26 protein-coding genes are annotated in these 26,242 nt (G+C 61.5%); 17 read left to right on the forward strand and 9 right to left on the reverse strand.

Going from position 1 to position 26,242, the window contains the following annotated elements; translation table 11 throughout:
* Position 1: 1 nt before the first annotated feature.
* The 3 genes from fahA to C5F71_RS17740 all read left to right on the forward strand — a co-directional run bounded on the left by fahA (position 2) and on the right by C5F71_RS17740 (position 3,419).
* On the forward strand, positions 2–1,300 hold the full coding sequence (fahA, locus tag C5F71_RS17730) for a fumarylacetoacetase (protein WP_104911629.1): 1,299 nt from the start codon (positions 2–4) through the stop codon (positions 1,298–1,300).
* 12 nt (positions 1,301–1,312) lie between these two features.
* Positions 1,313–1,948, forward strand: a complete 636-nt coding sequence (gene maiA / locus C5F71_RS17735) for a maleylacetoacetate isomerase (protein ID WP_029295544.1) — start codon at positions 1,313–1,315, stop codon at positions 1,946–1,948.
* A gap of 112 nt (positions 1,949–2,060) precedes the next feature.
* The gene (locus tag C5F71_RS17740) at positions 2,061–3,419 is read left to right on the forward strand and encodes an aromatic acid/H+ symport family MFS transporter (protein WP_092233628.1); all 1,359 of its coding nucleotides are present in this window, start codon (positions 2,061–2,063) and stop codon (positions 3,417–3,419) included.
* Between the two features lie 81 nt (positions 3,420–3,500).
* On the opposite strand, the gene C5F71_RS17745 is transcribed toward C5F71_RS17740, so the two are convergent.
* Positions 3,501–4,304 carry a SirB1 family protein gene (locus C5F71_RS17745; protein WP_104911630.1) on the reverse strand — a complete coding sequence of 268 codons (804 nt, stop codon included), beginning with the start codon at positions 4,302–4,304 and terminating at the stop codon, positions 3,501–3,503.
* Positions 4,305–4,489: 185 nt separating this feature from the next.
* On the opposite strand from C5F71_RS17745, the gene C5F71_RS17750 reads away from it, so the two are divergent.
* Positions 4,490–5,509, forward strand: coding sequence for a Glu/Leu/Phe/Val dehydrogenase dimerization domain-containing protein (locus tag C5F71_RS17750; RefSeq protein ID WP_029295541.1), 1,020 nt, complete (start codon positions 4,490–4,492; stop codon positions 5,507–5,509).
* A 53-nt stretch (positions 5,510–5,562) separates the two neighbouring features.
* On the opposite strand, the gene C5F71_RS17755 is transcribed toward C5F71_RS17750, so the two are convergent.
* On the reverse strand, positions 5,563–5,823 hold the full coding sequence (locus tag C5F71_RS17755) for a YebG family protein (RefSeq protein ID WP_003188807.1): 261 nt from the start codon (positions 5,821–5,823) through the stop codon (positions 5,563–5,565).
* 485 nt (positions 5,824–6,308) lie between these two features.
* On the opposite strand from C5F71_RS17755, the gene C5F71_RS17760 reads away from it, so the two are divergent.
* From C5F71_RS17760 to C5F71_RS17770, 3 genes are all read left to right on the forward strand, one after another.
* On the forward strand, positions 6,309–6,497 hold the full coding sequence (locus C5F71_RS17760) for a hypothetical protein (protein WP_029295540.1): 189 nt from the start codon (positions 6,309–6,311) through the stop codon (positions 6,495–6,497).
* Positions 6,487–6,756: a type II toxin-antitoxin system RelE/ParE family toxin gene (locus tag C5F71_RS17765; protein WP_070996835.1), complete on the forward strand. Its 270-nt coding sequence runs from the start codon at positions 6,487–6,489 to the stop codon at positions 6,754–6,756. The genes C5F71_RS17760 and C5F71_RS17765 overlap by 11 nt, the downstream gene beginning before the upstream one ends.
* A gap of 205 nt (positions 6,757–6,961) precedes the next feature.
* On the forward strand, positions 6,962–7,411 hold the full coding sequence (locus C5F71_RS17770; protein ID WP_029295539.1) for a phosphate-starvation-inducible protein PsiE: 450 nt from the start codon (positions 6,962–6,964) through the stop codon (positions 7,409–7,411).
* Between the two features lies 1 nt (position 7,412).
* Here the strand turns inward: C5F71_RS17770 and C5F71_RS17775 are convergent, their stop codons facing one another.
* From C5F71_RS17775 to C5F71_RS17785, 3 genes are all read right to left on the reverse strand, one after another.
* The gene (locus C5F71_RS17775) at positions 7,413–7,730 is read right to left on the reverse strand and encodes a DUF3509 domain-containing protein (protein ID WP_029295538.1); all 318 of its coding nucleotides are present in this window, start codon (positions 7,728–7,730) and stop codon (positions 7,413–7,415) included.
* 257 nt (positions 7,731–7,987) lie between these two features.
* Complete coding sequence (locus tag C5F71_RS17780) at positions 7,988–9,277, reverse strand: serine/threonine transporter (protein ID WP_029295537.1); 1,290 nt, start codon at positions 9,275–9,277, stop codon at positions 7,988–7,990.
* 60 nt (positions 9,278–9,337) lie between these two features.
* A complete protein-coding gene (locus C5F71_RS17785; RefSeq protein ID WP_104911631.1) occupies positions 9,338–10,714 on the reverse strand; it encodes an L-serine ammonia-lyase in 1,377 nt (458 codons plus the stop codon).
* A 138-nt stretch (positions 10,715–10,852) separates the two neighbouring features.
* Between C5F71_RS17785 and C5F71_RS17790 the strand changes: the two genes are divergently transcribed.
* Together C5F71_RS17790 and C5F71_RS17795 are read left to right on the forward strand one after the other, a co-directional pair.
* The gene (locus C5F71_RS17790; RefSeq protein WP_029295534.1) at positions 10,853–11,800 is read left to right on the forward strand and encodes a LysR substrate-binding domain-containing protein; all 948 of its coding nucleotides are present in this window, start codon (positions 10,853–10,855) and stop codon (positions 11,798–11,800) included.
* 212 nt (positions 11,801–12,012) lie between these two features.
* Positions 12,013–12,420, forward strand: coding sequence for an HPF/RaiA family ribosome-associated protein (locus C5F71_RS17795; RefSeq protein ID WP_104911632.1), 408 nt, complete (start codon positions 12,013–12,015; stop codon positions 12,418–12,420).
* 199 nt (positions 12,421–12,619) lie between these two features.
* Here the strand turns inward: C5F71_RS17795 and fecA are convergent, their stop codons facing one another.
* The 3 genes from fecA to C5F71_RS17815 form a co-directional block, all read right to left on the reverse strand.
* A complete protein-coding gene (gene fecA, locus C5F71_RS17805) occupies positions 12,620–14,965 on the reverse strand; it encodes a TonB-dependent Fe(3+) dicitrate receptor FecA (protein ID WP_029295529.1) in 2,346 nt (781 codons plus the stop codon).
* Positions 14,966–15,055: 90 nt separating this feature from the next.
* A complete protein-coding gene (locus C5F71_RS17810) occupies positions 15,056–16,000 on the reverse strand; it encodes a FecR domain-containing protein (RefSeq protein WP_104911634.1) in 945 nt (314 codons plus the stop codon).
* Positions 15,997–16,485 (reverse strand): sigma-70 family RNA polymerase sigma factor, encoded by a 489-nt coding sequence (locus C5F71_RS17815; RefSeq protein ID WP_104911635.1) that lies wholly within the window; start codon positions 16,483–16,485, stop codon positions 15,997–15,999. Before C5F71_RS17815 ends, C5F71_RS17810 begins: the two co-directional genes overlap by 4 nt.
* A 377-nt stretch (positions 16,486–16,862) precedes the next feature.
* Between C5F71_RS17815 and C5F71_RS17820 the strand changes: the two genes are divergently transcribed.
* The 8 genes from C5F71_RS17820 to dacB all read left to right on the forward strand — a co-directional run bounded on the left by C5F71_RS17820 (position 16,863) and on the right by dacB (position 25,286).
* The gene (locus C5F71_RS17820; RefSeq protein WP_029295523.1) at positions 16,863–17,165 is read left to right on the forward strand and encodes a DUF3649 domain-containing protein; all 303 of its coding nucleotides are present in this window, start codon (positions 16,863–16,865) and stop codon (positions 17,163–17,165) included.
* Positions 17,162–18,736: a PepSY domain-containing protein gene (locus tag C5F71_RS17825; protein WP_104911636.1), complete on the forward strand. Its 1,575-nt coding sequence runs from the start codon at positions 17,162–17,164 to the stop codon at positions 18,734–18,736. Before C5F71_RS17820 ends, C5F71_RS17825 begins: the two co-directional genes overlap by 4 nt.
* On the forward strand, positions 18,736–19,062 hold the full coding sequence (locus C5F71_RS17830; RefSeq protein ID WP_104911637.1) for a DUF3325 domain-containing protein: 327 nt from the start codon (positions 18,736–18,738) through the stop codon (positions 19,060–19,062). Before C5F71_RS17825 ends, C5F71_RS17830 begins: the two co-directional genes overlap by 1 nt.
* 9 nt (positions 19,063–19,071) lie before the next feature.
* Complete coding sequence (locus tag C5F71_RS17835) at positions 19,072–19,647, forward strand: RNA polymerase sigma factor (protein ID WP_029295516.1); 576 nt, start codon at positions 19,072–19,074, stop codon at positions 19,645–19,647.
* Positions 19,644–20,621, forward strand: coding sequence for a FecR family protein (locus tag C5F71_RS17840; protein ID WP_104911638.1), 978 nt, complete (start codon positions 19,644–19,646; stop codon positions 20,619–20,621). The genes C5F71_RS17835 and C5F71_RS17840 overlap by 4 nt, the downstream gene beginning before the upstream one ends.
* Before the next feature lie 436 nt (positions 20,622–21,057).
* Positions 21,058–21,207, forward strand: coding sequence for a type B 50S ribosomal protein L36 (gene ykgO / locus C5F71_RS17845; protein ID WP_020297337.1), 150 nt, complete (start codon positions 21,058–21,060; stop codon positions 21,205–21,207).
* A gap of 110 nt (positions 21,208–21,317) precedes the next feature.
* The gene (locus tag C5F71_RS17850) at positions 21,318–23,747 is read left to right on the forward strand and encodes a TonB-dependent receptor (RefSeq protein WP_092233698.1); all 2,430 of its coding nucleotides are present in this window, start codon (positions 21,318–21,320) and stop codon (positions 23,745–23,747) included.
* Positions 23,748–23,816: 69 nt separating this feature from the next.
* Positions 23,817–25,286 (forward strand): D-alanyl-D-alanine carboxypeptidase/D-alanyl-D-alanine-endopeptidase, encoded by a 1,470-nt coding sequence (dacB, locus tag C5F71_RS17855; RefSeq protein ID WP_092233701.1) that lies wholly within the window; start codon positions 23,817–23,819, stop codon positions 25,284–25,286.
* A 62-nt stretch (positions 25,287–25,348) separates the two neighbouring features.
* Here dacB and C5F71_RS17860 read toward each other — a convergent pair whose 3' ends face one another.
* Positions 25,349–26,233, reverse strand: a complete 885-nt coding sequence (locus C5F71_RS17860; protein WP_104911639.1) for an AraC family transcriptional regulator — start codon at positions 26,231–26,233, stop codon at positions 25,349–25,351.
* Positions 26,234–26,242: the final 9 nt, after the last annotated feature.

Here is a 26,242-nt window from a genome sequence, read left to right on the forward strand (position 1 = left end):
CATGACTCAGTCCACTCTCACCCGTAGTTGGGTGGCCTCGGCCAACGGTCACACGGATTTCCCCCTGCAGAACCTGCCCCTGGGCATCTTCAGCCTCAATGGTTCGGCGCCGCGCAGTGGCGTGGCGATTGGCGAGCATATTTTTGATCTGCAGGCCGCCCGTGAGCTGTTTGACGGTGAAGCGCGCCGCGCCATCGACGCCATGGCAGGCGGCCAATTGAACGCCTTCTTCGAACTGGGCCGCGGCCCGCGGGTTGCCCTGCGCGAACGCCTGCTGGAATTGCTGGCCGAGGGCAGCGACCAGCAGGCCAAGTTGCAAGCCCTGGGCGCTCAGGTGTTGCCCCTGGCCAGCGATTGCCAGATGCACCTGCCGGCGAAAATCAACGACTACACCGACTTCTACGTCGGCATCGAGCACGCGCAGAACGTCGGCAAACTGTTTCGCCCCGACAACCCCTTGCTGCCCAACTACAAGTACGTGCCGATCGGTTATCACGGCCGTGCGTCGACCATCCGCACCTCCGGCACCGAGGTGCGTCGGCCCAAGGGCCAGACCCTGCCGGCCGGCCACAGCGAACCGACCTTCGGCCCGTGCGCACGCCTGGACTATGAATTGGAACTGGGCATCTGGATCGGCCAGGGCAATGCCATGGGCGACTCGATTGCCATTGGCGACGCCGCCGAGCATATCGCCGGTTTTTGCCTGCTCAACGACTGGTCGGCGCGGGATATCCAGGCCTGGGAATACCAGCCGCTGGGGCCGTTCCTGTCCAAAAGCTTTATCACCAGCATCTCGCCATGGGTGGTCACGGCCGAAGCTCTGGAACCGTTCCGCAAGGCCCAGCCCGCGCGGCCGGCCGGTGATCCACAACCGCTGCCGTACCTGCTGGACAGCCGCGACCAGGCCGCTGGTGGCTTTGATATCGAACTGGAAGTACTGCTCACCACCGCCGCGATGCGCGAGCAGAACCTGCCGGCCCATCGCCTGACCCTGAGTAACACCCAGCACATGTACTGGACCGTGGCGCAAATGGTTGCGCACCACAGTGTCAACGGCTGCCAATTGCAGGCGGGCGACCTGTTTGGTTCGGGCACTTTGTCGGGCCCGGCGGCCGGCCAGTTCGGCAGCTTGCTGGAAATCACCGAAGGCGGGAAAAAGCCGATTGAACTGGCCTCGGGCGAGGTGCGTAAGTTCCTTGAAGACGGCGACGAAATCATCCTGCGTGCCCGCTGCCAGCGTGATGGATTTGCCTCCATCGGCTTTGGCGAATGCCGTGGCACCATAGTCGCGGCGCGCTAAGAGGGCAGGGGCATGGAACTCTATACCTACTACCGTTCCACGGCGTCCTATCGGGTGCGCATTGCCCTGGCCCTCAAGGGCCTGGCGTTCACTGCGCTGCCAGTCAACCTGCTGGTACCCAAGGGCGGCGCCAATCGCCAGCCCGAATACCTGGCGATCAACCCGCAGGGCCGTGTCCCGGCCTTGCGCACCGATGAAGGCGAGTTGCTGATCCAGTCGCCGGCGATCATCGAGTACCTGGATGAGCGTTATCCACAGCCCGCGCTACTGGCCGAGGACCTGGCGACCCGCGCCCATGAGCGCGCGGTGGCCGCGATCATCGGCTGTGATATTCACCCGCTGCACAACTCCAGCACCCAGAACCTCCTGCGCCAGTGGGGGCATGACGAAGCGCAGTTGCTGGCATGGATCGGGCACTGGATCAGCCAGGGCCTGGGCGCCGTCGAGCAATTGATCGGCGACCAGGGTTACTGCTTTGGCGAGCAGCCTGGCTTGGCGGATACCTTTCTGATCCCTCAGCTGTACGCGGCGGAGCGCTTCAAAGTGGCGCTGGACAACTATCCACGGATCCTGCGCGTCGCAGCCTTGGCTGCCAAACATCCTGCATTTATCCAGGCCCATCCCTCCAACCAACCTGACACCCCCTAGATCAATGTAGGCGCTGGCTTGCCTGCGATGGCGGTGTTGACTGACACACCGCCATCGCAGGCAAGCCAGCTCCCACAAGTGATACCCATAAAAACAAAACAGGTACCTTGCGATGCACAATCAGATTGCCAGCTTTCGCGCGGCACTCGACGCCCGTCCGGTGTCGCGCTATCAGTGGTTGATTCTTCTGTTGTTGGCGTTGTTGCTGGTGACCGATGGCTACGATGCCCAGGTGCTGGGTTACGTGGTCCCGGCCCTGGCCCAGGACTGGGGCCTGGAAAAAGCCGCCTTCGGCCCTGTGTTCAGTGCCAACCTGCTGGGGCTGACCCTCGGCTCGCTGGCCGTGACGCCCTTGGCTGATCGCTTCGGCGTGCGCCGAATTTTGCTCGCTTGCGTACTGATCTACGCCAGCCTCACGGTGTTGATGGTGTTCGCCAATTCCCTCGAAACGCTGATGGTCGCGCGTTTTATCTGCGGCATTGGCATGGGCGGCGCGATGCCCAGCGCCATGGCGTTGATGTCGGAATACTCGCCACCGCGTATGCGCACCCTGATGGTGACGTTGGCGGCCTGTGGCTTCTCGTTCGGCGGGGCGGCGGGTGGTTTTGTCGCGGCGGGCTTTATCGACAGCTTCGGCTGGCAGGCGGTGTTCCTCGCTGGTGGCGTGACGCCATTGCTGTTGTTCCCGTTTCTGGCATGGCTGCTGCCTGAGTCCTTACCGCGTTTGTTGCGCGATGCGCCGCCCTATGCGCGCCTGCAGAAAGTCACGGCGCGCATGCTGCCCGGCTGGCAGGCACCGGCGGCCAGCGAACAACAGAATCGCCAGGAACAGGGCAGCAAACTGACGGTGGTGGAGTTGTTCCGCAATGGTTATGCACGGCCAACGTTGCTGATCTGGTCGACCTTTTTCGTCAGCCTGATCCTGCTGTATTTCATGATCAGCTGGTTGCCGTCACTGTTGCTGGAAAGTGGCATGGCCTTGAATAAAGCCAACCTGGTGACCTCGATGTTCCTGTTCGCCGGCACCTTGGGCGCGATTGGCATGGCCTGGTTTGCCGACCGCCTGAAAAGCAAAGTGCGCTTGCTCTCGGGTGTGCTGGCGGCAGCGGCGGTGTGCACGATTCTGCTGGGGCTCAATCACGACAACCCGCGTTACCTGGTGGCATTTGTGTTTGCGGCGGGCTTTTGCATCATTGGCGGCCAGTTGACCCTCAATGCGTTTGCCAGCAACTTCTACCCGGCCCACGTGCGTGCCACGGGCACGGGATGGGCGTTGGGTGTCGGGCGCTTTGGTTCGATCCTGGGGCCACTGTTTGGCAGCATGCTGCTGGCGATGCATGTACCGGTGCAGCAGATTTTCTTCTTCTGTGCGATTCCGGCGGTGATTGCCGCGTTACTGATCATTCAGGTGCGTTCGCCTGAGGCCAAGGCGCCAAAAGATTCACTGCGTGGCGATATCCTCAAAACCTGAATAACACCATGCTTACCTGTGGGAACTGTCGAGCCCGGCGCGGCTGCGATGGGTGCGACGCGGTCTTACGGTCGCCCCCATTCAATGCACCACCGCGCCAGGTGGCAGGTGGCCCAGGCGTTCAGTCAGTCTGAGTCGCTGCACCGGATCCTCGCTGAGCAACAGCGCATGCTCAAGGTCGAAGCGCTCGGCATTCGGGCAATCCAGATGCTTGTACAGGCTGGCCCGTGCCAGATAGTCGGCGGCATTGGCGTCGCCCAGTTCCAGCACCCGTTCGGCATCGATCAGCGCCGCAAGGTGATTGTCATTGGCCACGTACAGTTGCCGCAGGTTGCGCGACAGCCGTTGCAGGATCAGCCGCGGTTCGGCGCTGCGCAAGTGTTCGGCTTGCAGCTTGAGATTGGGGCCGTACTGGCGTTGCAGCAATTCGCGGCAGTCGTTGGGGTACAGCCGTCGCCCGCCACAGGGATCGAGCAAATGATCGGCACCGCTCACCCGTAGCAGGAAGTGCCCCGGAAAGTTGACCCCGGCCATGGGAATCCCCAGGCGCCGCGCCAACTCCAGGGCAATCAGACCCAGGGCCAGGGGTTGCCCGCGTCGGCGCTGCAACACCTTGTCCAACAGCGCGGCGGCGGGGCGCAAGGGGGTGAAGTCGTCCTGGGCGAACCCCAGGTCATTCATTATCCGCAGCAACGGCTGGCCCAGTTCATCGGCCGGCAGCAGCGGCATGCCCAGGCTGACCTGCTGGTGCAGCGCAGTGAAGTCAGCCAGGATCGCCCGTGGCTCTACGGTAGGGTCGTGCTCGGCAGCGATCCATAAGGCGGCTTCAAACAGCGCCGGAGGCGAGCGGTGCAGGCAGTCGAAAAAGGCTTGGCGGGGATTCATTGCATTCTCCGTCGGATGTCCCGTTTTAGCCTTGCCGAGAACTTTCGTCCAGTCCCTTAGGACCTGGCCTACCTGGTTATGTCGCAAAGCCTGTAATTACGGGCTGCTTATTCCTGCGCGCTCCTGCAACCTTTTCCCGGCGGCCTATACTTGGCGACTACAAGCAGTCATTCGGGAGCTCGACGATGTTTGCTCTCATGCACAGCACCCGCGTTGAATCCCTGCACCTGAGCGTTGACCCGGTGACCGGGTTGAAGGCGGTCATTGCCATTCACAGCAGTCGCCTGGGGCCGGCCCTGGGTGGCTGTCGCTATCTGGCTTACCCCGACGACGAAAGCGCCGTGGCCGACGCCGCACGCCTGGCCCAGGGCATGAGCTACAAAGCCGCGCTGGCCGGCTTGCCGGTAGGCGGCGGCAACGCGGTGATCATCCGTCCCGCCCATGTGGAAAGCCGCGCCGCGTTGTTCGAAGCCTTCGGCCGGTGTATCGAGCAGCTCGATGGCCGCTACATCACTGCCATCGACAGCGGCACTTCCGTGGCCGACATGGATTGCATCGCCCAGCACACACGTTTTGTCACCAGCACCACCGCCGCCGGCGACCCGTCACCCCATGCGGCCATGGGCGTATTCGCCGGCATCCGCACCGCCGCCATGGCCCGCCTGGGCAGCGACAACCTGGAGGGCCTGCGAGTGGCAATCCAGGGCCTGGGCAACGTCGGCTACGCCCTGGCCGAACAACTGCACGCCGCCGGCGCCGAATTGCTGGTGAGTGATATCGACCCTGGCAAAGTGCAATTGGCCATGGAGCAACTGGGCGCCCACCCGATTGCCAACGATGCGTTGCTCAGCACCCCGTGCGACATCCTCGCGCCCTGCGGCCTGGGCGCGGTGCTCAATCGCCAGAGCGTCGCCCAACTGCGCTGCGCCGCCGTGGCCGGCTCGGCCAGTGCGCAACTGACCCACCTGCAAGTGGCCGACCAGTTGGAGGCACGTGGCATCCTCTACGCACCGGATTACGTGATCAACTCCGGCGGCCTGATCTACGTCGCCCTCAAGCACGGTGGCGCGGACCTGGCGACTATCACCGCGCACCTGTCCAACATCGGTACACGCCTGACCGAAATCTTCGCCCACGCCCAAGCCGAAAAACGCTCACCCGCGCGGGTCGCCGATGAACTGGCCGAGCGCCTGCTGTACGCCTAGCACTTATTAAAAAGGCCCTGAATCATCGATTCAGGGCCTGTTCAATTCGGGCTTTATTCCGCCGCGGGGTTCAGCAACTCGGACAGCGCATCCGGCTGGCTCTTGAACGCCTTGGCAAACACATCGCGATTCTTCGCCATGTAGATCCCGGCTTCCTCCACCTGCTGCTCACTCAGGGACGGCACGGCTTTTTGCAACACTTCTGCGAGCAACTCAGCGAGTTCAAGCATCTTGTCATGACGGTCAGCTTCGGCTTTATCCATGAACAAACGCTCCAGATCTCGGCTGCTGCGGTATACCACTTCGACGGCCATTCACCACCTCACATGCCTTCACGATAGTTGTCTATTGCGACTACTGTATTTATATACAGCTAAAAGGATAAGCCAATCCAGGGGGTTTGGGTAGCAGCTTTTTAATGTAGTCGGGAAATGGGGCTTTGCTACAAAGGAAAATTTCTGACAACTTGCCGGGGTTGCGCTGGATTTGTCCGGTGGCTTACCTTCCTCGGGCGCTGCGTATGCAGCGATTGGGCTTGTCGGCCCGGTAGAAGATAGCGCAACAACCCCCAACAAGAACGCTGGTGTTTTTACGCCTGCTTTCCTGTGTCGAGGCGGGGTGCTGGGTTTCTTCTTACCGGTCCGTCACCCAATCTGCTTGGCGGCAGACGGTGCAGGATATCCATTCGATCAAGAATAGATACGCCATGCCCAACCCCCCAGACTCACTTCATCGCTTTGAGCACGACAGTCAAAACAGCAACGACTAGACTCCTTCTTCATCAACAATGGAGGCTTTTATGGACACTTCCTTTTCTTCTGCTACCCCCGCAGAGACTGAAGAGCAGGCCGACAGCTATGACCGGTGGTTTCGCGCCAAGGTGCAAGCCGCTCTTGATGACCCAAGGCCAGGTATTCCTCATGATGAGGTGATGGCTGAGATGCGCGCCCTGATCGCATCCAAACGCAACAAAGGCGATGCTGATTGAGTGGGCGCCCGCAGCGCGGGAGCAACTCCAGCAAATTATTAGTTACATCAGCGACCGCAATTTAGTCGCAGCACTTGAGCTAAACCAGGCAATAGAAGCCTCTGTACTGGCTCTGTCCCGTAGGCCCCATCTTTACCGACCCGGACGTGTTATCGGCACGCGGGAGATGGTGGTTCATCCAAATTATCTGGTTGTTTATCAAGTGACGGACTACATCCGGGTACTCTCGGTCTTGCATGCGCGCCAACGGTATCCCTGATAAACCGGCCTCTCGGATGCTCAGAGTTAATGTGTTTTTCTGTATGCGTGTCTCCTGTCATTCCACCATCATCTCATTCTGCAATCTCTGGCCTTCTTTCTGCATGCAGAGAAATCGTCATGCCAAACGGGCATTATCCCCGGGCCAAAGCATGGCTTAGGCAATGGCAAACAGTTGGCTATTTTTTAAACAGTGGTGGTGAGTAATGACAGAAATGAAGTGGGCCGACAAAGTGCGCAAAAGCTTGCACGCAAACGCAGATTCCCTGGGCAATCTGGCGGTGGAGGCGTTTCACTACCTGGCGCTGTTTGGCATCGGTGCAATCACCGCCTATGCGGCTGTGCTGACCTTTATCGACATGTTGCAAAAAGGTGGCATCAGCGTTGATGACATCCTGTTGCTGTTTATCTACCTGGAGTTGGGCGCCATGGTGGGGATCTATTTCAAGACCAACCACATGCCCATCCGCTTCCTGCTCTACGTGGCAATCACCGCATTGACCCGTCTGCTGATCGGCGACGTGTCTCACCACAATGCCCCGGACCTGGGCATCATTTACCTGTGCGGTGGGATTCTGCTGTTGGCGTTTGCCATCCTGGTGGTGCGTTTTGCGTCGTCGCGTTACCCATCGGTCAAGGAAAAGTCCGAGTCCTGAGTCAGAGCCCGGCCGTGATCGGCGGCCGGTTGCTCGGTGGGCGCTGCAGCAGTTTGTGACTGTCGCCGTCGGTCATCACCGCCAGGATCTCCATGGCGCTGTGCCCCTGTTCAATGGCAATACCGAATTGCACGCTTTGCACCAGGCGTTTGAGGCGTTGTGGGTCGTTGCGCTGTTCGGCGCTGATCATGCGTTTGGCAACCACGCCGCTGTCGTCGGAGAGGGTCAGCATGATGCTGCCGTCCAGGCGCTGGATGCTCAGGTTGACCCGGTATTTTGGGGTGAACGTGTCGGTGATCAGCTGAAAAGGATTGTCCATGGTGCGTTACCGCCTGATAAGAACATGCACTGATTGACGACCGGTATCAGGATTGGTTCGTGTTGCCTGACCGCCGGTCACAAGCTCCGTTTTCCTTCAGTGGGTGTACAGCAAGGGGCGTGCCGTACAGGCATCTTTCTGACGACGAGCTGCCCCTGTGGGAGCGGGCTTGCCCGCGATTGCGGTGGATCAGCCAACCATTTAGTGACTGACATACCGCCATCGCGGGCAAACCCGCTCCTACAGGGTGATCTGTTTCAGGGCACCAGCGAGAAAATGACCGCAGACAGCGCAATCAACCCCAGCAGCACCACAAATACATTCGATACCTGGCCCGAATACTGGCGCAGCGATGGCACGCGGCGGATGGCGTACATCGGCATCAGGAACAGCAAGCACGCGATGATCGGCCCGCCCATGGTTTCGATCATGCCCAGGATGCTTGGGTTGAAGGTGGCAACGGCCCAGCAACTGAGGATCATGAACACGGCGGTGCAACGTTCCAGCCAGCGCGCCGACAGCGTGCGGTTGCGCCCGCGCAGGGATTTGACGATCAGGCCCTGGAAGCCTTCGCTGGCGCCGATGTAGTGGCCGAGGAAGGATTTGGTGATGGCCACCAGCGCGATCAAAGGCGCAGCGTAGGCGATCACCGGGGTCTGGAAGTGGTTGGCCAGGTAGGACAGGATCGAGATGTTCTGTGCCTTGGCGGCCGCGAGGTCGGCGGGTGACAGTGCCAGTACGCAACTGAAGCAGAAGAACATCACGGTGAGCACCATCATGCCGTGGGCCATGGCCAGGATGCCGCTGCTCTTGCGTTCGGCTTGGGCGCCGTACACGCGTTTCTGGTCCACCGCGAATGCCGAGATGATCGGCGAATGGTTAAACGAAAACACCATCACCGGAATCGCCAGCCACAGGGTCTTGAAGAATGCCGGCAGGGGCATGCCCTCGCTGGCCGAGGCGAAGAACGCACCGTTCCAGTTGGGGATCAGGCTCAGCGCCAGCAACAGCAAGGCGGCGACAAATGGGTAGACCAGCACGCTCATGGCCTTGACGATCACGCCCTGGCCGCAACGCACAATGGCCATCAGGCCGAGGATCAGTACCAGGGACAGGATCGCCCGTGGGGGCGGGGTCATGTGCAGTTGGTGTTCCATGAAACTGCCGAGGGTGTTGGTCAGCGCGACGCTGTACACCAGCAGGATCGGGAAGATGGCGAAAAAGTACAGCAGGGTAATCAGCTTGCCGGCGCCAACGCCGAAATGTTCTTCCACGACGTCCGTAATGTCGCCGGATTTGCCCGACAGCACAAAGCGCGTCAGCCCACGGTGGGCGAAGAAGGTCATGGGGAAGGCCAGCAGCGCCAGGATGATCAATGGCCAGAAGCCACCGACCCCGGCGTTGATCGGCAGGAACAGGGTGCCGGCACCGATGGCGGTGCCGTAGAGGCCGAGCATCCAGGTGGTGTCGTGCTTGCTCCAGCCGGTGGTTACGGTTTGCGTGACAGAAGCTGGATTTTCGGCAGCAGGTGTACGTACATCGGTCATCGTTATTGCCTCGTTATTATTTTTGCGCGGGCTCACGTATGGGGCGGGTCGTCGTGCTCCTCAGCACTCCACCCAGCTGACAGCCAGGCCGCCCCGTGAAGTTTCTTTGTATTTGTCATGCATGTCGGCGCCGGTATCGCGCATGGTGCGGATCACCCGGTCGAGGGAGATAAAGTGCTTGCCGTCGCCGCGCAGGGCCATTTGCGTGGCGTTGATGGCTTTGACGGCGGCGATGGCATTGCGCTCGATACAGGGCACCTGGACCAGGCCACCGACTGGATCGCAGGTCAGGCCGAGGTTGTGCTCCAGGCCGATTTCGGCGGCGTTTTCCAGTTGCTCGGGGGTGGCGCCGAGAATGTCCGCCAGACCTGCGGCGGCCATGGCGCAGGCCGAGCCGACTTCGCCCTGGCAGCCGACTTCGGCGCCGGAGATCGAGGCGTTTTTCTTGCACAGGATGCCGACGGCAGCGGCAGCCAGAAAGAAATTGACCACATCATCATCAGACGCGTCGGCGTTGAATTTCATGTAGTAGTGCAGCACTGCCGGAATGATCCCGGCCGCGCCATTGGTCGGCGCGGTGACCATGCGCCCACCGGCGGCGTTTTCTTCGTTGACGGCGAGGGCGAACAGGTTGACCCATTCCATGGCCGACAACGTTGAAGTGATTACATTCGGTTTGCCTATTTCCAGCAGGCTACGGTGCAGCTTGGCGGCGCGGCGCGGTACATCCAGGCCGCCGGGCAAGATGCCCTCATCACGCAGGCCCTGCTCGACGCACTCGCGCATCACCGACCAGATATGCAGCAGGCCGCTACGGATGTCTTCGTCACTGCGCCAGGCGCGCTCGTTGGCCATCATCAATTCGGAAACCCGCAGGCCGTGCTTGTTGCACAGGGCCAGCAGTTCGACGGCACTGGAAAAGTCGTAGGGCAGTTCTACATCGCTGGTGGGAGCAATACCCGACTCGGCTTCCGCGGCCTCGATGATGAAACCACCGCCCACCGAGTAGTAGGTCTGTTCGCTCAACAGGCCGTCTGTCCCGTAGGCATGCAGGGACATGGCGTTGGGGTGGTAGGGCAGGCTTTCCTCCAGCAGCAGGAGGTCGTGCTGCCAGTTGAAGGAGATTTCTTGGGTGCCGGCAAGCAACAATCGGCCTGATTCGCGCAACTGCTGGATACGCGGCCCGATCGAGGTAGGGTCAACCCGATCCGGCCATTCGCCCATCAGCCCCATCACGCAGGCGCGGTCGGTGGCATGGCCCACGCCGGTGGCGGACAGAGAACCGTACAGGCGCACTTCCACGCGCTGGGTTTGCTCCAGCACTTGTTGGTCTGCGAGGGATTGGGCGAAGGTGGCCGCCGCCCGCATGGGGCCAACGGTATGGGAGCTGGACGGGCCGATGCCCACCTTGAATAGATCAAAAACGCTGATAGCCATGCTAAAGCCTTACAAGCTATGGAGTAGGAAATCGCTGCCATTGTTTGTAGGACAAGCGGAAGTGGCGCGATACTGCCCCTCTAGATCGGCACTGACCAACGAATTATCCTAAGACACCCTTTAGCAGGACTAAACTCTATGGCCCGCCCCCTGCATGCCCAGACGTATGTCTGGTTGCACGTATTTGCCTGTGCCGCACGGCATCTGTCCTTTACCCGTTGCGCCGAAGAACTGCACATCACACCCGGTGCGGTCAGCCAGCAGATTCGCCAATTGGAAGAGCGCCTGGGCTTTCGCCTGTTTCATCGACGGGCGCGCGGCGTGGAGTTGAGTGCCGAAGGGCAGCGGCTGGCGATCACGGTGAGCGAGGCCTACGGCAGTATCGATGCCGAGTTGCAGCGCCTGGATGCGGGGATGATCAGCGGCACCTTGCGCCTGCGCTCCATTCCGTCGTTCCTCGGCAAGTGGTTGACGCCGCGCCTGCCGCGTTTGCAGCAGCGTTTTCCGGATATCCAACTGCGACTGGTGGCCGAAGACAGCAGCATCGCCTTGCACGAAGGCGACTTCGATCTGGCCATCGACCTTAACGACGGCAGTTATCCGGGTTTGTTATCCACAGCCTTGCTGGATGAGCAGATATTCCCGGTGTGCGCGCCGAGCCTGTTGCGCGGTCGGCCGCCGCTGCACGGCCCGGCCGACCTGGCCCATTTCCCGTTACTGCACGACATCACCGCCTGGCGTGGGAGTTATGAGTATGCGGAGTGGGAGTTTTACCTGAATGCTATCGGCTATCACGACGCGGACGTGCGGCGCGGCCACACCTTCAACCGCAACCATCTGACCATCGAGGCTGCCATTGCCGGCATGGGGGTGGCGATTGCCCGGCGCACCCTGCTCAATGATGAATTGGAGCGTGGCACCCTGATCGTGCCGTTCGGGCTCGCGGTTGCGAATCACAAACGCTACGTGCTGCTGTATGCGCCAGGCGCGCTGAACCATCCCGGCGTACGTGCGGTGCATGACTGGCTGGTGGAGGAGGCGGAGATTTTTCGCGGATTGCACCCCTTGGGAGAGGGTCAATTGTGAGGATTTACGCAGGTGAGCAGGTGTACCCAACTCCCGACCATAACAGCGCTTTGGGCGGTTGTCAGACTTAATTTGTAATGTAGGATTTATCTTTGCGTAGGGGTTGAATTGTTCTCTCAGGTGCTCAATTGTGTAATCAAGAGGTCATGGTTTCACCGCATCGGTGTTGCAGTTGTGATCTCTGGCGAGCTAGCTGAAATAAGGGAAACACTATGCAAATCCTAGTCAACAGCGATAACCATATTGAAAGCAGCCTCCGACTGGAGGAGTGGGTACGTACTACCATTGAGAGCACGCTCGAACGTTATGAAGAAGACTTGACCCGCATCGAAGTCTTTTTGAAGGATGAGAACGGCGACAAGCCGGGCCCCCACGATTTAAGTTGCCGCCTGGAAGCGCGGCCAAAGGGTCATCAACCGATTTCGGTTATCCATAAAGCCGACACCCTGGAACAAGCGATCGACGGGGCGGCCACCAAACTGGATAACGCGCTGGAACATCTGTTCGGCAGGCTGCAAGGCAAGCCGCGTGCAGAGAAAAGCACGCCAAACAACCAAGTCGATGAAGCCGGGCTTGAAGAGGAATTCCTGGAAAACGAACAGGCTGCGCTTAACAGCTGATTGCTGAGTGTTTTTCAACCCCATACAAAACGGGCCTGCAGATGCAGGCCCGTTTTTTTGTGTCTGATGAACGCTTCACTGTGGGAGCGAGCTTGCTCGCGAAGGGCGTAAAGGATAACGCGCAGATCCTGCGGGCACGCGGTGTTCTTAAGCTTTTCGCGAGCAAGCTCGCTCCTACAGTAAGCCGGCAGTCCGGCCGTCAGAATGCGACCGAGGTCTGTACGTACACCGTGCGCGGTTCGCCCACGTATTTTCCCTTGTTGTTGTCGTCAAACGAGCGGGTGTAGTACTGGGTGTTGAAGATGTTCTTCACCCCCACCGCCACATTCAAGTCCGACAATTGCGGGCCGAAGTCATAGGCCGCGCGGCTGCTGAACAGCATGTAGCCAGGAATGCGCCCGGTGCTGCCGTCCACGCTTTCAGCCCGGGTGTTGGCGTTGTCGGCGAATTGGCTGCTCTGGTAGGTGCTGTCCAGGTTCAACTTCCATGCACCTTCGGTGTAGCCCACGCCCAGGGTGCCTTTGTGCTTGGACGAAAACGGCACGCGGTTGCCTTTGTTCGGGCCGTCTTCACGGATGGTTGCATCGACGTAGGCGTAGCTGGCGTACACATCAAAACCGGCCAGCGCCGGGCTCAAGCCATCGAGAGCATAATTGAGGCTGGACTCGATGCCCTGGTGCCGGGTTTCGCCCCGGGCGATCACCGAGTCGTTGGTCTGGTTGCTTTCATACTGGTTGTCGAAGTTGATCAGGAACGCACCGATTTCCGCGCGCAGCGCGCCGTTGTCGTAGCGGGTGCCGACTTCCCACGTACGGGCCTTTTCCGGCTTGACCGCGCCGCTGCTCACACGGTTGGGCATCTGGCTGTACTGCACGCTGCCGAAGGAGCCTTCGGTGTTGGCGTACAGGTTCCAGTCGTCGGTCAGGTGATAGAGCACGTTCAACGCCGGCAAGGCGGTGTTGTAGTCGCCCTTGTATTTGACGTTGGTCAGGTTGTTGGTCTGTTGCGACTTGATCATCTCGTAGCGGATGCCAGGGGTTATGGTCCACTTGCCGATATCGATCCGGTCGTCGATAAAGAATGCATTGGCTTCGGTGCCACCCCGGGTGTCGCGGTCGTTGCGGCTGTCGGTGTTGGGCAGTTGCTGGTTGGCCGCAATCGGCGTGCGGTAGCGCAATTCATGCCCGGCTTCGTTGATGTAGCGGTAGCCCACACCGACTTCGTGGCTGGTCGGGCCGAGGTCGAAGCCTTGGGCCAGGCGCGTTTCCAGGCCGCGTACCCAATACTCGCGCGGTGACAGCGAAAGGAAGCTGCCCTGGTCCAGATAACCGCTGCGCAGGGTCTTGGTAAAGAAGCTGTTGACGGTGAATTCCCGGCGATCTTCCTGGTAGCGGTAGCCGACGTTAAACATCGTACGGCGGCCCCAGAATTTGTCGTAGGGGCGGGTGGACTGATATGGGTCGGCCTTGTAGGCCGCAGTGCTCAAGCCACCGGGCATATCGGCCTGGCCTTCGTAGTACTGGGCCATGGCATTGAAGCTGTTGGCTTCGTCCAGTTGGTAGTTGCCCTTGAGGATCAGGTCGTCGATTTGTGTGTCGCTGTGTTCTCGCCAGTCACCGCCGCGGGTGCCGGAATACAGGATCGCGCCGCCCAGGCCGTTGTCGGCAGTGCCACCCGCCAGCAGATTGCCGGTGGTCTTGAAGCCATCATGGCTGGAGGACGGGCTGGTCTCGGTCTGCAGGCCACCCTTGACCGTCGGCGCATCCGGAATCGCCCGGGTCACGAAGTTGACTACGCCGCCGACGTTTTGCGGCCCGTAACGCACGGCGCCACCGCCGCGCACCACGTCTACTGCATCCATGTTGCCCATGCTGACCGGCGCGAACGACAGTTGCGGTTGGCCATACGGGGCGAAGGGCACCGGAATCCCGTCCATCAATACTGTCGAGCGTGACGCCAGGCGCGGATTGAGCCCGCGAATGCCGAAGTTCAGCGCCATGTCGTGGCTGCCGGTGCCGTTGTTTTCTGGAGCGTTGACCCCGGGAATGCGGTTGAGCACGTCCCTGGCCTGGGTTGCGCCCTGGCGCTCGAACTCTTCGCGACGGATCACATCACGGGCGCCGGGGTGTTCGAAGACGTTGGTTTGCGCGGCATCGCCCAGCCAGTCGCCCACGACATTGGACGTGCCCAGCTCCAGGGTGGCCGGCGCGTTCAGCGGTTGCAGGCTGTAGGCGTTGTTACCTTCGGCGCGGGCTTGCAGGCCGGTGCCCTTGAGCAACGCGTTCAAACCTTGCTCGGTGGTGTAGTTGCCTGTCAGGCCCTGGCTTTGTACGCCGGCGGTCACTTCGGAGCCAAAGGAAATCAGCACGCCGGCTTCACGGCCAAACTGATTCAGCGCAGCCTCCAGGGACGTCGGGGCGATCTGATAAGGCTTGGCCTCGGCCGCCATGGCGTAGGGCAGGGCGCTGAAACTGAGGCTCGCGCCCAGCAGCAAGTGGCGCAGCGTGCGGGTAAGTGGCGTCAGGCGAGTCGGTTGCTGGGGCATGAAGAACGTTCCTCAGAGGTGGGAAACTGGGTGGCTTTCCCTCTCTGTCACGCGAGGTACGGAAAACGGCTCACGGTTGCCGAAAATAATTTAAACGCGGGCTTCGACGCTGACCCAGTAACGGGTAAAACGTCGCACTTTGACCGGCAGGCTGATTTGCAGCAGGTCGAGGATGCGTTCGCTGTCGTCCAACGGGTAGCTGCCGGAGATCAGCAAGTTCGCCACCTGTGGATCGCACTGCAATTGGCCGCGGCGATATCGGCTCAGTTCCTCGAGGAAATCTGCCAGGCGCATGTGCGACGCCACCAGCATGCCGTCGGCCCAGGCGCCCGTATTGGCATCGGTGGGGCGCGGCATATCCCAGCCTTTGCGGGTGAGGTTGGCCAGGTGGGATTTTTCCAGGGTCAGGGGCAGGCCGCTGTAGGACTTGGGTGACATTTGCACCTGGCCGTCCAGCACCGCGACCTGGGTGTGATCGTTGAACTGGCGCACATTCACCTGCACCGCCTGGGTGGTGACGATGCCCTGGCTAGTGATGATCTGCAGTGGGGTGTTGGCGCGCAGCAATATCTCGCCTTCGAGCAGGCGGATCAGCCGTTGTGGGCCATCGAATTGCACATCCACCGCACTCGCGGTATTGAGTTGCAGTTGGCTGCCATCGGCCAGCTGTACCTTGCGCCGCTGGCCGAGGGGGCTGCGGTAGTCGGCAGTCAATGGCGGGATCAAGTGCTGCTGGCGCAAGCCCCAGGTTGCTGCCGAACCGGCGCCCAGAATCAACAACAGCTTCAGGGCCTGGCGCCGGCTACTGGATTGCGGTGCGTTCAACGCCGCATGGGCCAGGGGCGAAGGCATCCCGCGCAAGCGCTGGTTGACCCGCTGTATATGCTCCCACGCCCGTTGATGTTCGCTGTGGGCATCCAGCCAATGCTGCCAGTTTGCCTGTTGGCGCGGGTTGAGCGGGCCTTGCTGCATTTGCATCAGCCACTGCACCGCCTGCTCGGCGACTTGGGTCGAGAAGTTCGCGGTGGGGTTCATAGGGCGAAATAGCAGCGCATGGCGGCTTTATTCAGATGACGTTTGACGGTGGCGATGGAGATCCCCAGTTCGGCAGCGATTTGCCCGTAGGTCAGGCCATCGAGTTGGGCCAGCAGGAAAGCGCGCTTGACCAGCACTGGCAAACCGTCGAGCAACTGGTCCAGCTCCATTAGGGTTTGCAGGATGATCGCCCGCTCTTCTTCCGACGGCGCGGCGAACTCGGGCATTTGCGCCAGGGCATCGAGGTAGGCGCGTTCCAGGTCCTGGCGGCGGTAGTGGTTGAACAGTACGCGCTTGGCGATGGTGGTGAGGAAGGCGCGGGGCTCGATCAGCGTCGGTGTCTCGTGGGCGGTCAACACCCGGATAAACGTATCCTGGGCCAGGTCTGCGGCACTTTGCGGGCAGCCGAGCTTGCGTCGCAACCAGCCGGTCAGCCAGTGGTGATGGTCGTGATACAGGACTTCGACGGTATTGGACGGCCGCAACGCGAACACTCCGGCAGCATCTGCATGCTTTAGGTAACGAGAATTGTTCGCATTGTAGGCGGCGAGATGGCATTCAGCAATCGGCAGAAGACCGATAGCTGCTTTTATAGCCGCCAGTCACCTGTGGGAGCTGGCTTGCCTGCGATAGCGCTGTGTCAGTCACCTATGCGTTAACTGACCCACCGCTATCGCAGGCAAGCCAGCTCCCACATTTGTTTTGGGGCATGTCCAAAACTCTCTGTCTTGCCGAGATCCCCTGTATGTCGACTGCCCCACCGCCATTGCAGGCAAGGTACATTTGATGTTCGTCGTTCTCTTTTGCTTATGAGAATATTTATCATTAAACTCCCGCCCCTGATAAACCAGGCGCCACTGGCATGAAAAGCAAAGCCTCACTTCCTCTTTCCTATCGGCTCGGTGTGACGTCGCGGCTGCTGGCGGCTGTCGTCGGCGGCTATGTGTTGGCGTCCCTGGCCAGTGTGTGCCTGAGCTTCTGGCTGCCACTCTCGCGCGCCGATGCGGTGGTCAGTGGCATGCTCAGTTCCTTTGTGTTCTACCTGCTGGCGGTGATCTGGTGCTTTGCCTGCCGCAGTGCGGCCCGCGCCTGGTTTGGCGTGCTGGTGCCGTGCGCGATATTGGCCACCCTGGCTGGCCTGGCCTATTGGATGGGGCGCCCATGAAAGAGGGTTTCCGTCAGGCAATGGCCTGGTTGCACACCTGGGCCGGGTTGATTTTCGGCTGGTTGCTGTTCGCGATTTTCCTCACCGGCACCCTGTCTTACTTCAAGGGCGAAATCACTCACTGGATGCAGCCGGAAGTACCCGCCCATGCCGTGGACGATGCGCGCAGCGTGGCCGTGGCGCAACGCTACCTGGAACAGCACGCACCCACGGCGGCCCGTTGGTTTATCGGCTTGCCCGATAGCCGCGACCCCGGTTTATCGGTGATGTGGCAAGACAAGATCGACCCTGGCCGGCGCGGCAATTTCATCGAGAAAATGCTCGACCCGGTCTCCGGCGAACAGCTCCAGGCCCGGGAAACCATGGGCGGCGAGTTCTTCTACCGGTTCCACTTCCAGTTGCAGATGCCCCATCCGTGGGGTCGCTGGTTGTCGACTATCGCCGCGATGGTGATGTTTGTGGCGCTGATCACCGGGATCATCACCCACAAGAAAATCTTCAAGGACTTCTTCACCTTCCGTCCGCGCAAGGGCCAGCGCTCCTGGCTCGATGGGCACAATGCGGTCGGCGTGCTGGTGTTGCCGTTCCACCTGATGATCACCTACAGCAGCCTGGTGATTTTCATGACCATGGTCATGCCCGCCAGCATCATCGCGTCCTATGACGGCGACACCCGCGCCTTCTTCAATGAATTGTTCCCCGCCACCGACAATGCGCCGGCCCTCGGCCAGCCGGGCAAACTGCTGCCGTTGGCGCCGCTGGTGGAACAGGCGCGGGCGCAGTGGGACGGTGGTCATGTGGGGCGGCTGGCGGTGAACAACCCTGGCGACGTGAATGCCTCGGTCAATGTCTCCCGCGCCGGCTCTGACCGGGTGGTGCATGATTTCGGCAGTACCGTGTCGTTTAATGGCAACACTGGCGAGCTGCTACGGGTCAGTGGCGAACAGTCGCTGCCGATGGCGATTGGGGGCAGCTTCTATGGCCTGCACATGGGGCATTTCGCCGGCCCGGTGCTGCGGTGGCTGTACTTTATCTGCGGCCTGGCGGGCACGGCGATGATTGGCACCGGCCTGGTGATCTGGCTGGGCAAGCGGCAGCTCAAGCACGCAAAAACCGGGGTGATGCCGTTTGAATTGCGCCTGGTGGAAGTGCTGAACCTGGCCAGTATGTCCGGGCTGCTCATCGCCATTGCTGTGTTTTTCTGGGCCAATCGCCTGCTGCCTGCGACCTTCGCTGAGCGTTCGGACTGGGAAGTGCAGAGCTTCTTTATCGCCTGGGGCCTGACCTTGCTCCACGCCATGCTGCGCCGTGGCCGCCGCGCCTGGATCGAGCAACTGGGCCTGGGCGCCGTGCTGTTTATGGCGGTGCCGCTGCTCAATGCGCTGACCACTTCCGAGCACCTGGGCGTGTCGCTGGCCAAGGGTGATTGGGCCATGGCCGGTTTTGACCTGACGTGCCTGGGCAGCGGCCTGTTCCTGGCCTGGGCTGCCTGGAAAATGCAGCACCGCAGCGCCGTGCAGCCCCGGGCCGAGCGCGCCCGCCCACTGACCCTCAAAGGCGAGGTGCACTGATGTTGCTGGCCTTGTTGCTGTGCTACGCAGGTTTTGTTGCGCTGTGCCTGTCCCTGGACCGTCACCACGGCGAGTTGCTGCACAGCAAACCTTCGCCACGGCGGCGCCTGGGGTTGCGTGTGGGCGGATGGCTGCTGTTGGCGCTGTCGATCTGGCCGGCGGTGCACATGGCCGGCTGGAGCCGGGGCCTGGTGGACTGGTGCGCGGTGCTGATGCTCAGCGGGCTGGTGCTGGTGTTGCTGTTGCCGTATCGGCCAAGGCTGGCCTTGATCCTCGCGGGCGTCGGCCTGCTGGCCAGCCCCGTTGCGGCATTCGCGACCCTCTGAGCCCTGTCGATGATCAGCACACCGCCCGAACCCCAGGATCACCCCCACGCAGAATCGTCGGGCGGGCGTGCACATTTCCTGCAGGTATTTTTGTCCCAGCGCTCACAGATGGAGGCGTTGGTCAGCCGCCGCGTAGGCTGCCGGGCGACGGCCGCGGACCTGGTGCAGGACTTGTTCCTGCGCTTTTGGCGCCGGCCCCTGGTGCAGGTCGAAGAACTCAGCACCTACCTGCTGCGCTGCGCCGGCAATATCGCCATCGACCACTTGCGCAGCGAAGGCGCGCGGGTGCGCGGCAATGAAGGCTGGTTGCCGGAACATCAGGATCATCACGGCTCCGAGCCCCAGGCCGCGCTGGAAGCGGGCAACGATCTGCGCCATGTGGAAGCGGCGCTGCGCAGTTTGCCGGAGCGTACGCGGCAGATCTTTTTGCTCAACCGCATCCACGGGCGCAAATACGCAGAAATCGCCAAGGCCATGGGCCTGTCCCAAAGTGCCGTGGAAAAACATATGATGCGCGCCCTCGAAGCCTGCAAAGCCAGCCTTCGTGAACCCCCACCACCACGCTCGCCAGGGAAAGCACCGTGAACGTCACCCCGACGCCCGCCCAGGAACAGGCCGCCCTGGCCTGGCTCAGCCTGCTGCACGATGCGCCGAGCAGTGGCGACCAGGCCACGTTCAGCCACTGGCTGCGCGCCGACCCGGCCCATGTCGAGGCGTATGCCCAGGCCCAGGTGTTGTGGGAGTTGAGCGAAGTGCCGGCGAGCACCCTGGCCGACGAAGATGCCTTGGCCTTGCAGCGTTACCTCAAGGCCATGGATGGCGCGAAACCCGCCCGTATGCGCCGCTGGTCTGTGGCACTGGCGATGGCGGCTTGCCTGGTGTTGATGGTGTCGATGGGCGCCGGTTGGCAGCCGCAGCGCTGGGCCGACGACCTGGGCGCCGATTACGTCAGCGCGCCGGGTGAAGTCAAAACCGTGACCCTGGCCGACCACAGCCAAATCACCCTGGATGCCGACAGCGCGATTGCCGTGGATTTCAGCCAGGGCGAGCGGCATATCCAACTGCGTCGTGGCGCCGGTTTTTTCAATGTCGCCCACACAGGGCAAGCCTTTGTGGTGCACGCCGACAGCGGCGAAGTGCGGGTGCTGGGCACGCAGTTTGAAGTGCGCCTGCAACCGGCGGGCGCCCAGGTAACGGTGTTGTCGGGGCGGGTAGGGGTGACGCCGTCTGCCCAGGGTACTCAGCAGATTCTGACGGCCGGCCAACAATTGGCCTACGTCGAGGGTGTGGCTGATGAGCGGCATGCCGTGGACAGTGAATCACGCCTGGGGTGGCGCGACGGCTGGCTCAACTACTACAAGGCCCCATTGGCCGATGTGGTCAAGGACCTTGGCCGTTACTACCCCGGCCGCATCCTGCTGCTCAATGACCAACTCGGCGCCCGCCGGGTCAGCGGCAGCTTCCCGAGCAAGGACCCCGAGGCGGTGCTCAAGGCATTGCAAGCAGTGCTGGGTTTTGAGCAGCACAATGTGCTGGGCCGGCTGATCGTCGTTCGCTAAAAACTATCCACACCCCTGTAGGAGCCGGCCGGCGATGGCGTCGTCAAGAGCAGCGTAGGTCTTGGGGGCCTCATCGCTGCATAGGTATCTACACAACTTTGCCGCAACGCCTAGATCCAGGCAAATAGCGCAGTTGTGGCGAGCGGGCTTGCCCCGCGCTGGGCTGCGAAGCAGCCCCAATAAGCCGAATGCGTTGTACCAGATACACCGCAGCGGCTGGTTTTGGGGCTGCTTCGCAGCCCAGCGCGGGCGATGCGGCGTTCCGACAAGCCCGCTCGCCACAGGAGAGTTCGTCAGTTTCTGAAAGTTGTGTAGATACCTATGCTCATCGCTGGCAAGCCAGTTCCTACAGGAATGGGTGGGTGAGAGAGAGTTGATAACTGTTCTTATTTGTATTTATGATATGTTATTACATTCAAGCGAAGGAGCCTCCCCCATGAAAGTCCTGTCCTCACTCAAAGAAGCCAAAAACCGTCACCGCGACTGCCAGATCGTCAAGCGCCGTGGGCGGATCTATGTGATCTGCAAGTCCAACCCACGCTTCAAGGCCCGCCAGGGTGGGGCAAAAAACAAGAACAAAGGCTGAGGGTGAAATTATTTTCAATTTCACCTGAGGTAAAACCCCACGCCATCCGTGTAGTGCTTGAAACTGCGATCAATTCGCATTAACGGCGTTTTCTACACGGGTTCTCAAGCATGAAGTCCAGGGCAAAGTCGGCGGCAGGCGGTTCGGTTAAACAGTGGCTGGGAGCCTCCCTTCTGGCCGCTTCAGGTCTGGCGGTATTGCCGCTGAGCCTGGCGCAGGCGGCGGATGCGCAACAGCAAAGCACGGTCTTCAACTTTGCACTCCAGGCCAAACCGTTGCCCCAGGCACTGAGCGATTTCAGTCGCGTGACCGGCATCAGCGTGGTCTACACCGACGAAGCGCCCTACACCCTCAATGCCCCGGCCGTCACTGGGCAGATGAGTGCGGCCCAGGCCCTGCAGCGCCTGCTGGGCAGTTCCGGCTTGACCTTCCGCCAGATCGACGCGCGCACCCTGGCCCTGGAGCCGCTGCCTACCGAAGGCGCGGTCAACCTCGGCGCCACGACCATCAGCGGCGTGAACCCGCAGCAAGCCACCAGCTACCAGCCACCGCCCACCAGTTCGGTGATGCGCTCCCAGGGCTTGCTGCTGGAAACCCCGCAAACCGTGAACATCGTGCCGGCCCAGGTGATGCGCGACCAGGTGCCGCGCAACCTCGACGATGCATTGACCAACATCAGCGGCGTCACCCAGGCCAACACCTTGGGCAGCACCCAGGATGCGGTGATGCTGCGTGGCTTTGGGGATAACCGCAATGGCTCGGTCATGCGCGACGGCATGCCGGTGGTGCAGGGGCGGGCGCTGAACGAAACCGCCGAGCGCGTCGAAGTGCTCAAGGGCCCGGCGTCGTTGTTGTATGGCATCCAGGACCCGGGCGGGGTGATCAATATCGTCAGCAAGAAACCCGAGCTGACCCAATCCACCGCTCTTACTGTGCGCGGCTCGAGCTATGGCAGCGGCAAGAACGGCAGCGGCGGCAACCTCGATACCACCGGCCCCATCGGCGACAGCGGCCTGGCTTACCGCTTGATTGTCGATCATCAGGATGAAGACTACTGGCGCAACTTTGGCACCTACCGCGAAAGCCTGATCGCACCGTCCCTGGCCTGGTACGGCGACAACACCAAAGTGTTGCTGGCCTACGAGCACCGCGAATTCCTCTCGCCGTTCGACCGTGGCACAGCCATCGACCCGAATACCAACCACCCACTGAACATCCCCGCCACGCGCCGCCTGGACGAGTCGTTCAACAATATGGAAGGCCGCTCCGACCTGTATCGCTTCGAGGTTGACCACGATCTGAATGACGACTGGAAGGCCCATTTCGGCTACAGCTGGAACCGCGAAACCTACGACGCCAGCCAAGTGCGCGTGACCAAGGTCAACCCCAATGGCACCCTGAACCGCAACATGGACGGCACCCAGGGCGCGCTGACCACCGACCGCTTCACCACCGTCAGCCTCGAAGGCAAGGTGGATGTGGCCGGCATGCGCCATGACCTGGTGTTCGGCCTGGATGACGAGTACCGCAAAATCTACCGCGCCGACCTGATCCGCCAAGCCAGCCGCAGTGTGTTCAATTACAACGACCCGGTGTATGGCCGCGAAGTGGCCGGCACCACGGTCAGCGCGCCGGACAGCAACCAGACCGATCTGCTGCGCAGCGACTCGGTGTTTTTCCAGGATGCCATCCACCTCACCGACCAGTGGATCCTGGTCGGTGGCGCCCGCTTCCAGGAGTACGACCAGTACGCCGGCAAAGGCCGGCCGTTCACCGCCAACACCGACAGCAACGGCCAGAAGTGGGTGCCCCGCGCCGGTCTGGTGTACCGCTATACCGATGCGCTGTCGTTTTACGGCAGCTACACCGAATCGTTCAAACCCAACTCCACCATCGCGCCGTTGGACAACAAGATGGTGATCGACGGCAGCATCGCCCCGGAAGAATCCAAGTCCTGGGAGCTGGGGGCCAAGCTCGATATGCCGGGGCGCATTACCGCCAACGTGGCGTTGTTTGATATCCACAAGCGCAACGTGCTGGTGTCGATCACCGAGGGCGCGACCTCGATCTACAGCGTCGCCGGCAAGGTACGTTCCCGTGGTCTGGAAATGGACCTGAGCGGGCAATTGACCGAGCAGTGGAGCCTGATCGGCAGCTACGCCTACACCGATGCCGAAGTCACCGAAGACCCGACCTACAAAGGCAAGGGCCTGCAAAACGTGGCGAAGAATTCCGGCTCTGTTTCAGCCGTGTACGACTTCGGCACTGTCGTCGGCGGCGATCAACTGCGCGTCGGTGCCGGTGCGCGTTATGTCGGTGAGCGTGCCGGCGATGCCCTCAACAGCTTCGACTTGCCGGGCTATACCGTGGCGGATGCGTTTGCCACCTACGACACCAAGGTCGACGGGCAGAAGGTCAAGTTCCAGCTCAACGTAAAGAACCTGTTTGACCGTACTTACTACACCTCGGCCGTCAGCCGTCTGTTTGTGTCCATGGGCGATGCGCGCCAGGTGACGTTGTCCAGCACCCTGGAGTTCTGATCATTGGCGATGACGCTGGCGGCGTGAGCTGCTAGCGTTGCGGTCTTTGATGATTGCCGGGACGGTTTGATGCAGTTGGGACGATGGATACACGCCAGTGCCATGCTGGTGGGCTTGAGCCTGTTGTTGGGTGGCTGTGCCACGTCTTCGAAAACCAGCGAGCAGGCACTGGACCAATTGCTGGCCGATCCGGCCCTGGCCGGTGCCAGCGTTTCCCTGATGGTGCGCGATGCCCGCAGCGGCAACACGCTGTACCAGCACAACCCACGCACGCGGCTGGTGCCGGCTTCCAGCATGAAACTGCTGACCACGGCGGCGGCCATGGATGTGCTGGGCCCGCAGTATCGGTTTTCTACGCAGTTGCTGAGTAATGGCAGCCAACAAGGCACACGCCTGATGGGCAATCTGTACCTGCGCGGCCTGGGCGACCCGACGATCCAGTGGGCCGATTACCAGGCGCTGGCGGCGAGCCTGGCCGCGCAGGGCATCCAGCAGATCCAGGGCGATTTGGTGTTCGATGACACTTGGTTCGACGCCGAACGCCTGGGCGTGGATTGGGCCCATGACGACGAAGACAAGTATTACGGCGCGCAGATTTCCGCGCTGACGGTGTCACCCAATGCCGATTTTGATGCGGGCACCTTGATCGTCACGGCCAAGGCGCCTGTGGCGGTCGGCCAACCGCTGAGCGTCACCCTCAGCCCACCTACCGATTATGTGCAACTGAGCAATCTGGCCGTCAGTGGCCCAGGCAACAGCTATGGGCTCAATCGCCAGCATGGCAGCAACCTGCTGCGCCTCAGTGGCACCCTCAAGCCGGGGACGCAAAGCCGCCAGTGGGTCAGCGTGTGGGAGCCGACGCAACTGGTGGCCAATCTGTTTGCCCAGGCCCTGGCGGAGCAGGGGATCAGCGTGCAGGGTCGGCGGGTGATCGGAGGTGTGAGCCCGGCGAACGCCACTGTGCTGGCGACACACCAGTCGGCGCCGTTGCAGGAGCTGATCAGGCCGCTGCTCAAGCTGTCCAACAACAGCATGGCCGAAGCACTGCTCAAGGCCATGGGGCGACAACAGGCGAATGCCGGGACAGCGGCGGCGGGTGTGGCAGCGGTTGCGGATTTTCTGCGCCGCCAAGGCCTGGACCCGGCAACGCTGAACCAGGTGGATGGCTCCGGTTTGTCGCGACGTAACCTGGTGTCGGCACAGAACTTCACCGACCTGCTGCTGGCCATGGGCAAGCAGCCGTGGTTCAACGCCTGGTACGACGCGCTGCCGATTGCCGGCAACCCGGATCGGCTGAGCGGCGGCAGCCTGCGTTACCGCCTGCGCGGGACCGCGGCACAAGGCAACCTGCAGGCCAAGACGGGTTCGATGGGTGGGGTGTCTTCGTTGACGGGCTACCTCACCGATGCGAGTGGGCGGCGGTTGGTGTTTTCGATGCTGACCAATAACTACGTGGTGGAGGGTAGCCGGATCAAGGCTGTGGAAGACCGTGTGGCGACAGTCCTTTGTAGGAGCGAGCTTGCTCGCGAAGGTCGTTAACGCTAACGCGGGAAACCTGACGCCCCGCATCGCCCTCAGGTTTTTCGCGAGCAAGCTCGCTCCTACAGGGGGCGGGGTTGGAACGCCTGTCGGTATTCACCCGGTGTCGCGCCCATCGCCTGGCGAAACCGGTTGGTAAAGTGGCTGGCACTGGAAAACCCGCACGCCAGGGCAATCTCCCCCAATGGCAGTGATCCGCCGCGCAACATGGCCTGGGCCCGTACCAGGCGGCGGGCCAGCACATATTGGTGAGGCGGCAGGCCGAAACTGGTGCGAAACATCCGCGCAAAGTGGTACTCCGACAACGCACACAACCCCGCCAATTGCCCCAGGCTGAGCGGCTCGGCCAGTTGCTGTTCGATGTATTCCACCAACTGCCGGCGTTGGTGTGCGGCCAATCCACCCTTGAGCCGCAAACCTTCGCGCAGGCCGACCTGGCTGAGCAGGGTGTGGCTGAGCATTTCATGGGCCAGGCTACTGGTCAGCAGGCGTTCGGCGGGCTCCTGCCAGTTCAGGCCGATCAACCGGTGAAAACGCCCGGCCTGCTGCGGGTCTTCCAGGAACGTGCTTTCGCGCAGTTGCAGCGCCCGGGGTTCGCGGTCCAGCAGGGTGACGCAACCCAGGGCAAATTGCTCCGGGCTGAAATACACATGGGCCAGGCGGATTTCGCCGTTGATCACCCAGGCCGACTGATGCTCGGCGGGCAGGATGCACAATTTGTCGGGGCCGCCCTTGGTGCCGGGCTGGCCACGGCGAAATGTCTCAGTGCCACCGCCCACGTAGCAGGACAGGGTGTGATGGCTGGGGGCCTCGTAGTCCTGGGCGTCGTGGTGGTTGCTCCACAAAGCCGCAGACAAGCCGTCACCCAGCTCGGCACTCAGCTCAAGGCGAGCGTTGGGCGAGCTGTTCAGGGCTTTGAAGACTTGTAGGTTTTCCAGTGCAGACATGGGGTTCTC

Origin of the sequence: Pseudomonas sp. LG1D9, assembly GCF_002949995.1 — a bacterium.
GTDB lineage: Bacteria > Pseudomonadota > Gammaproteobacteria > Pseudomonadales > Pseudomonadaceae > Aquipseudomonas > Aquipseudomonas proteolytica.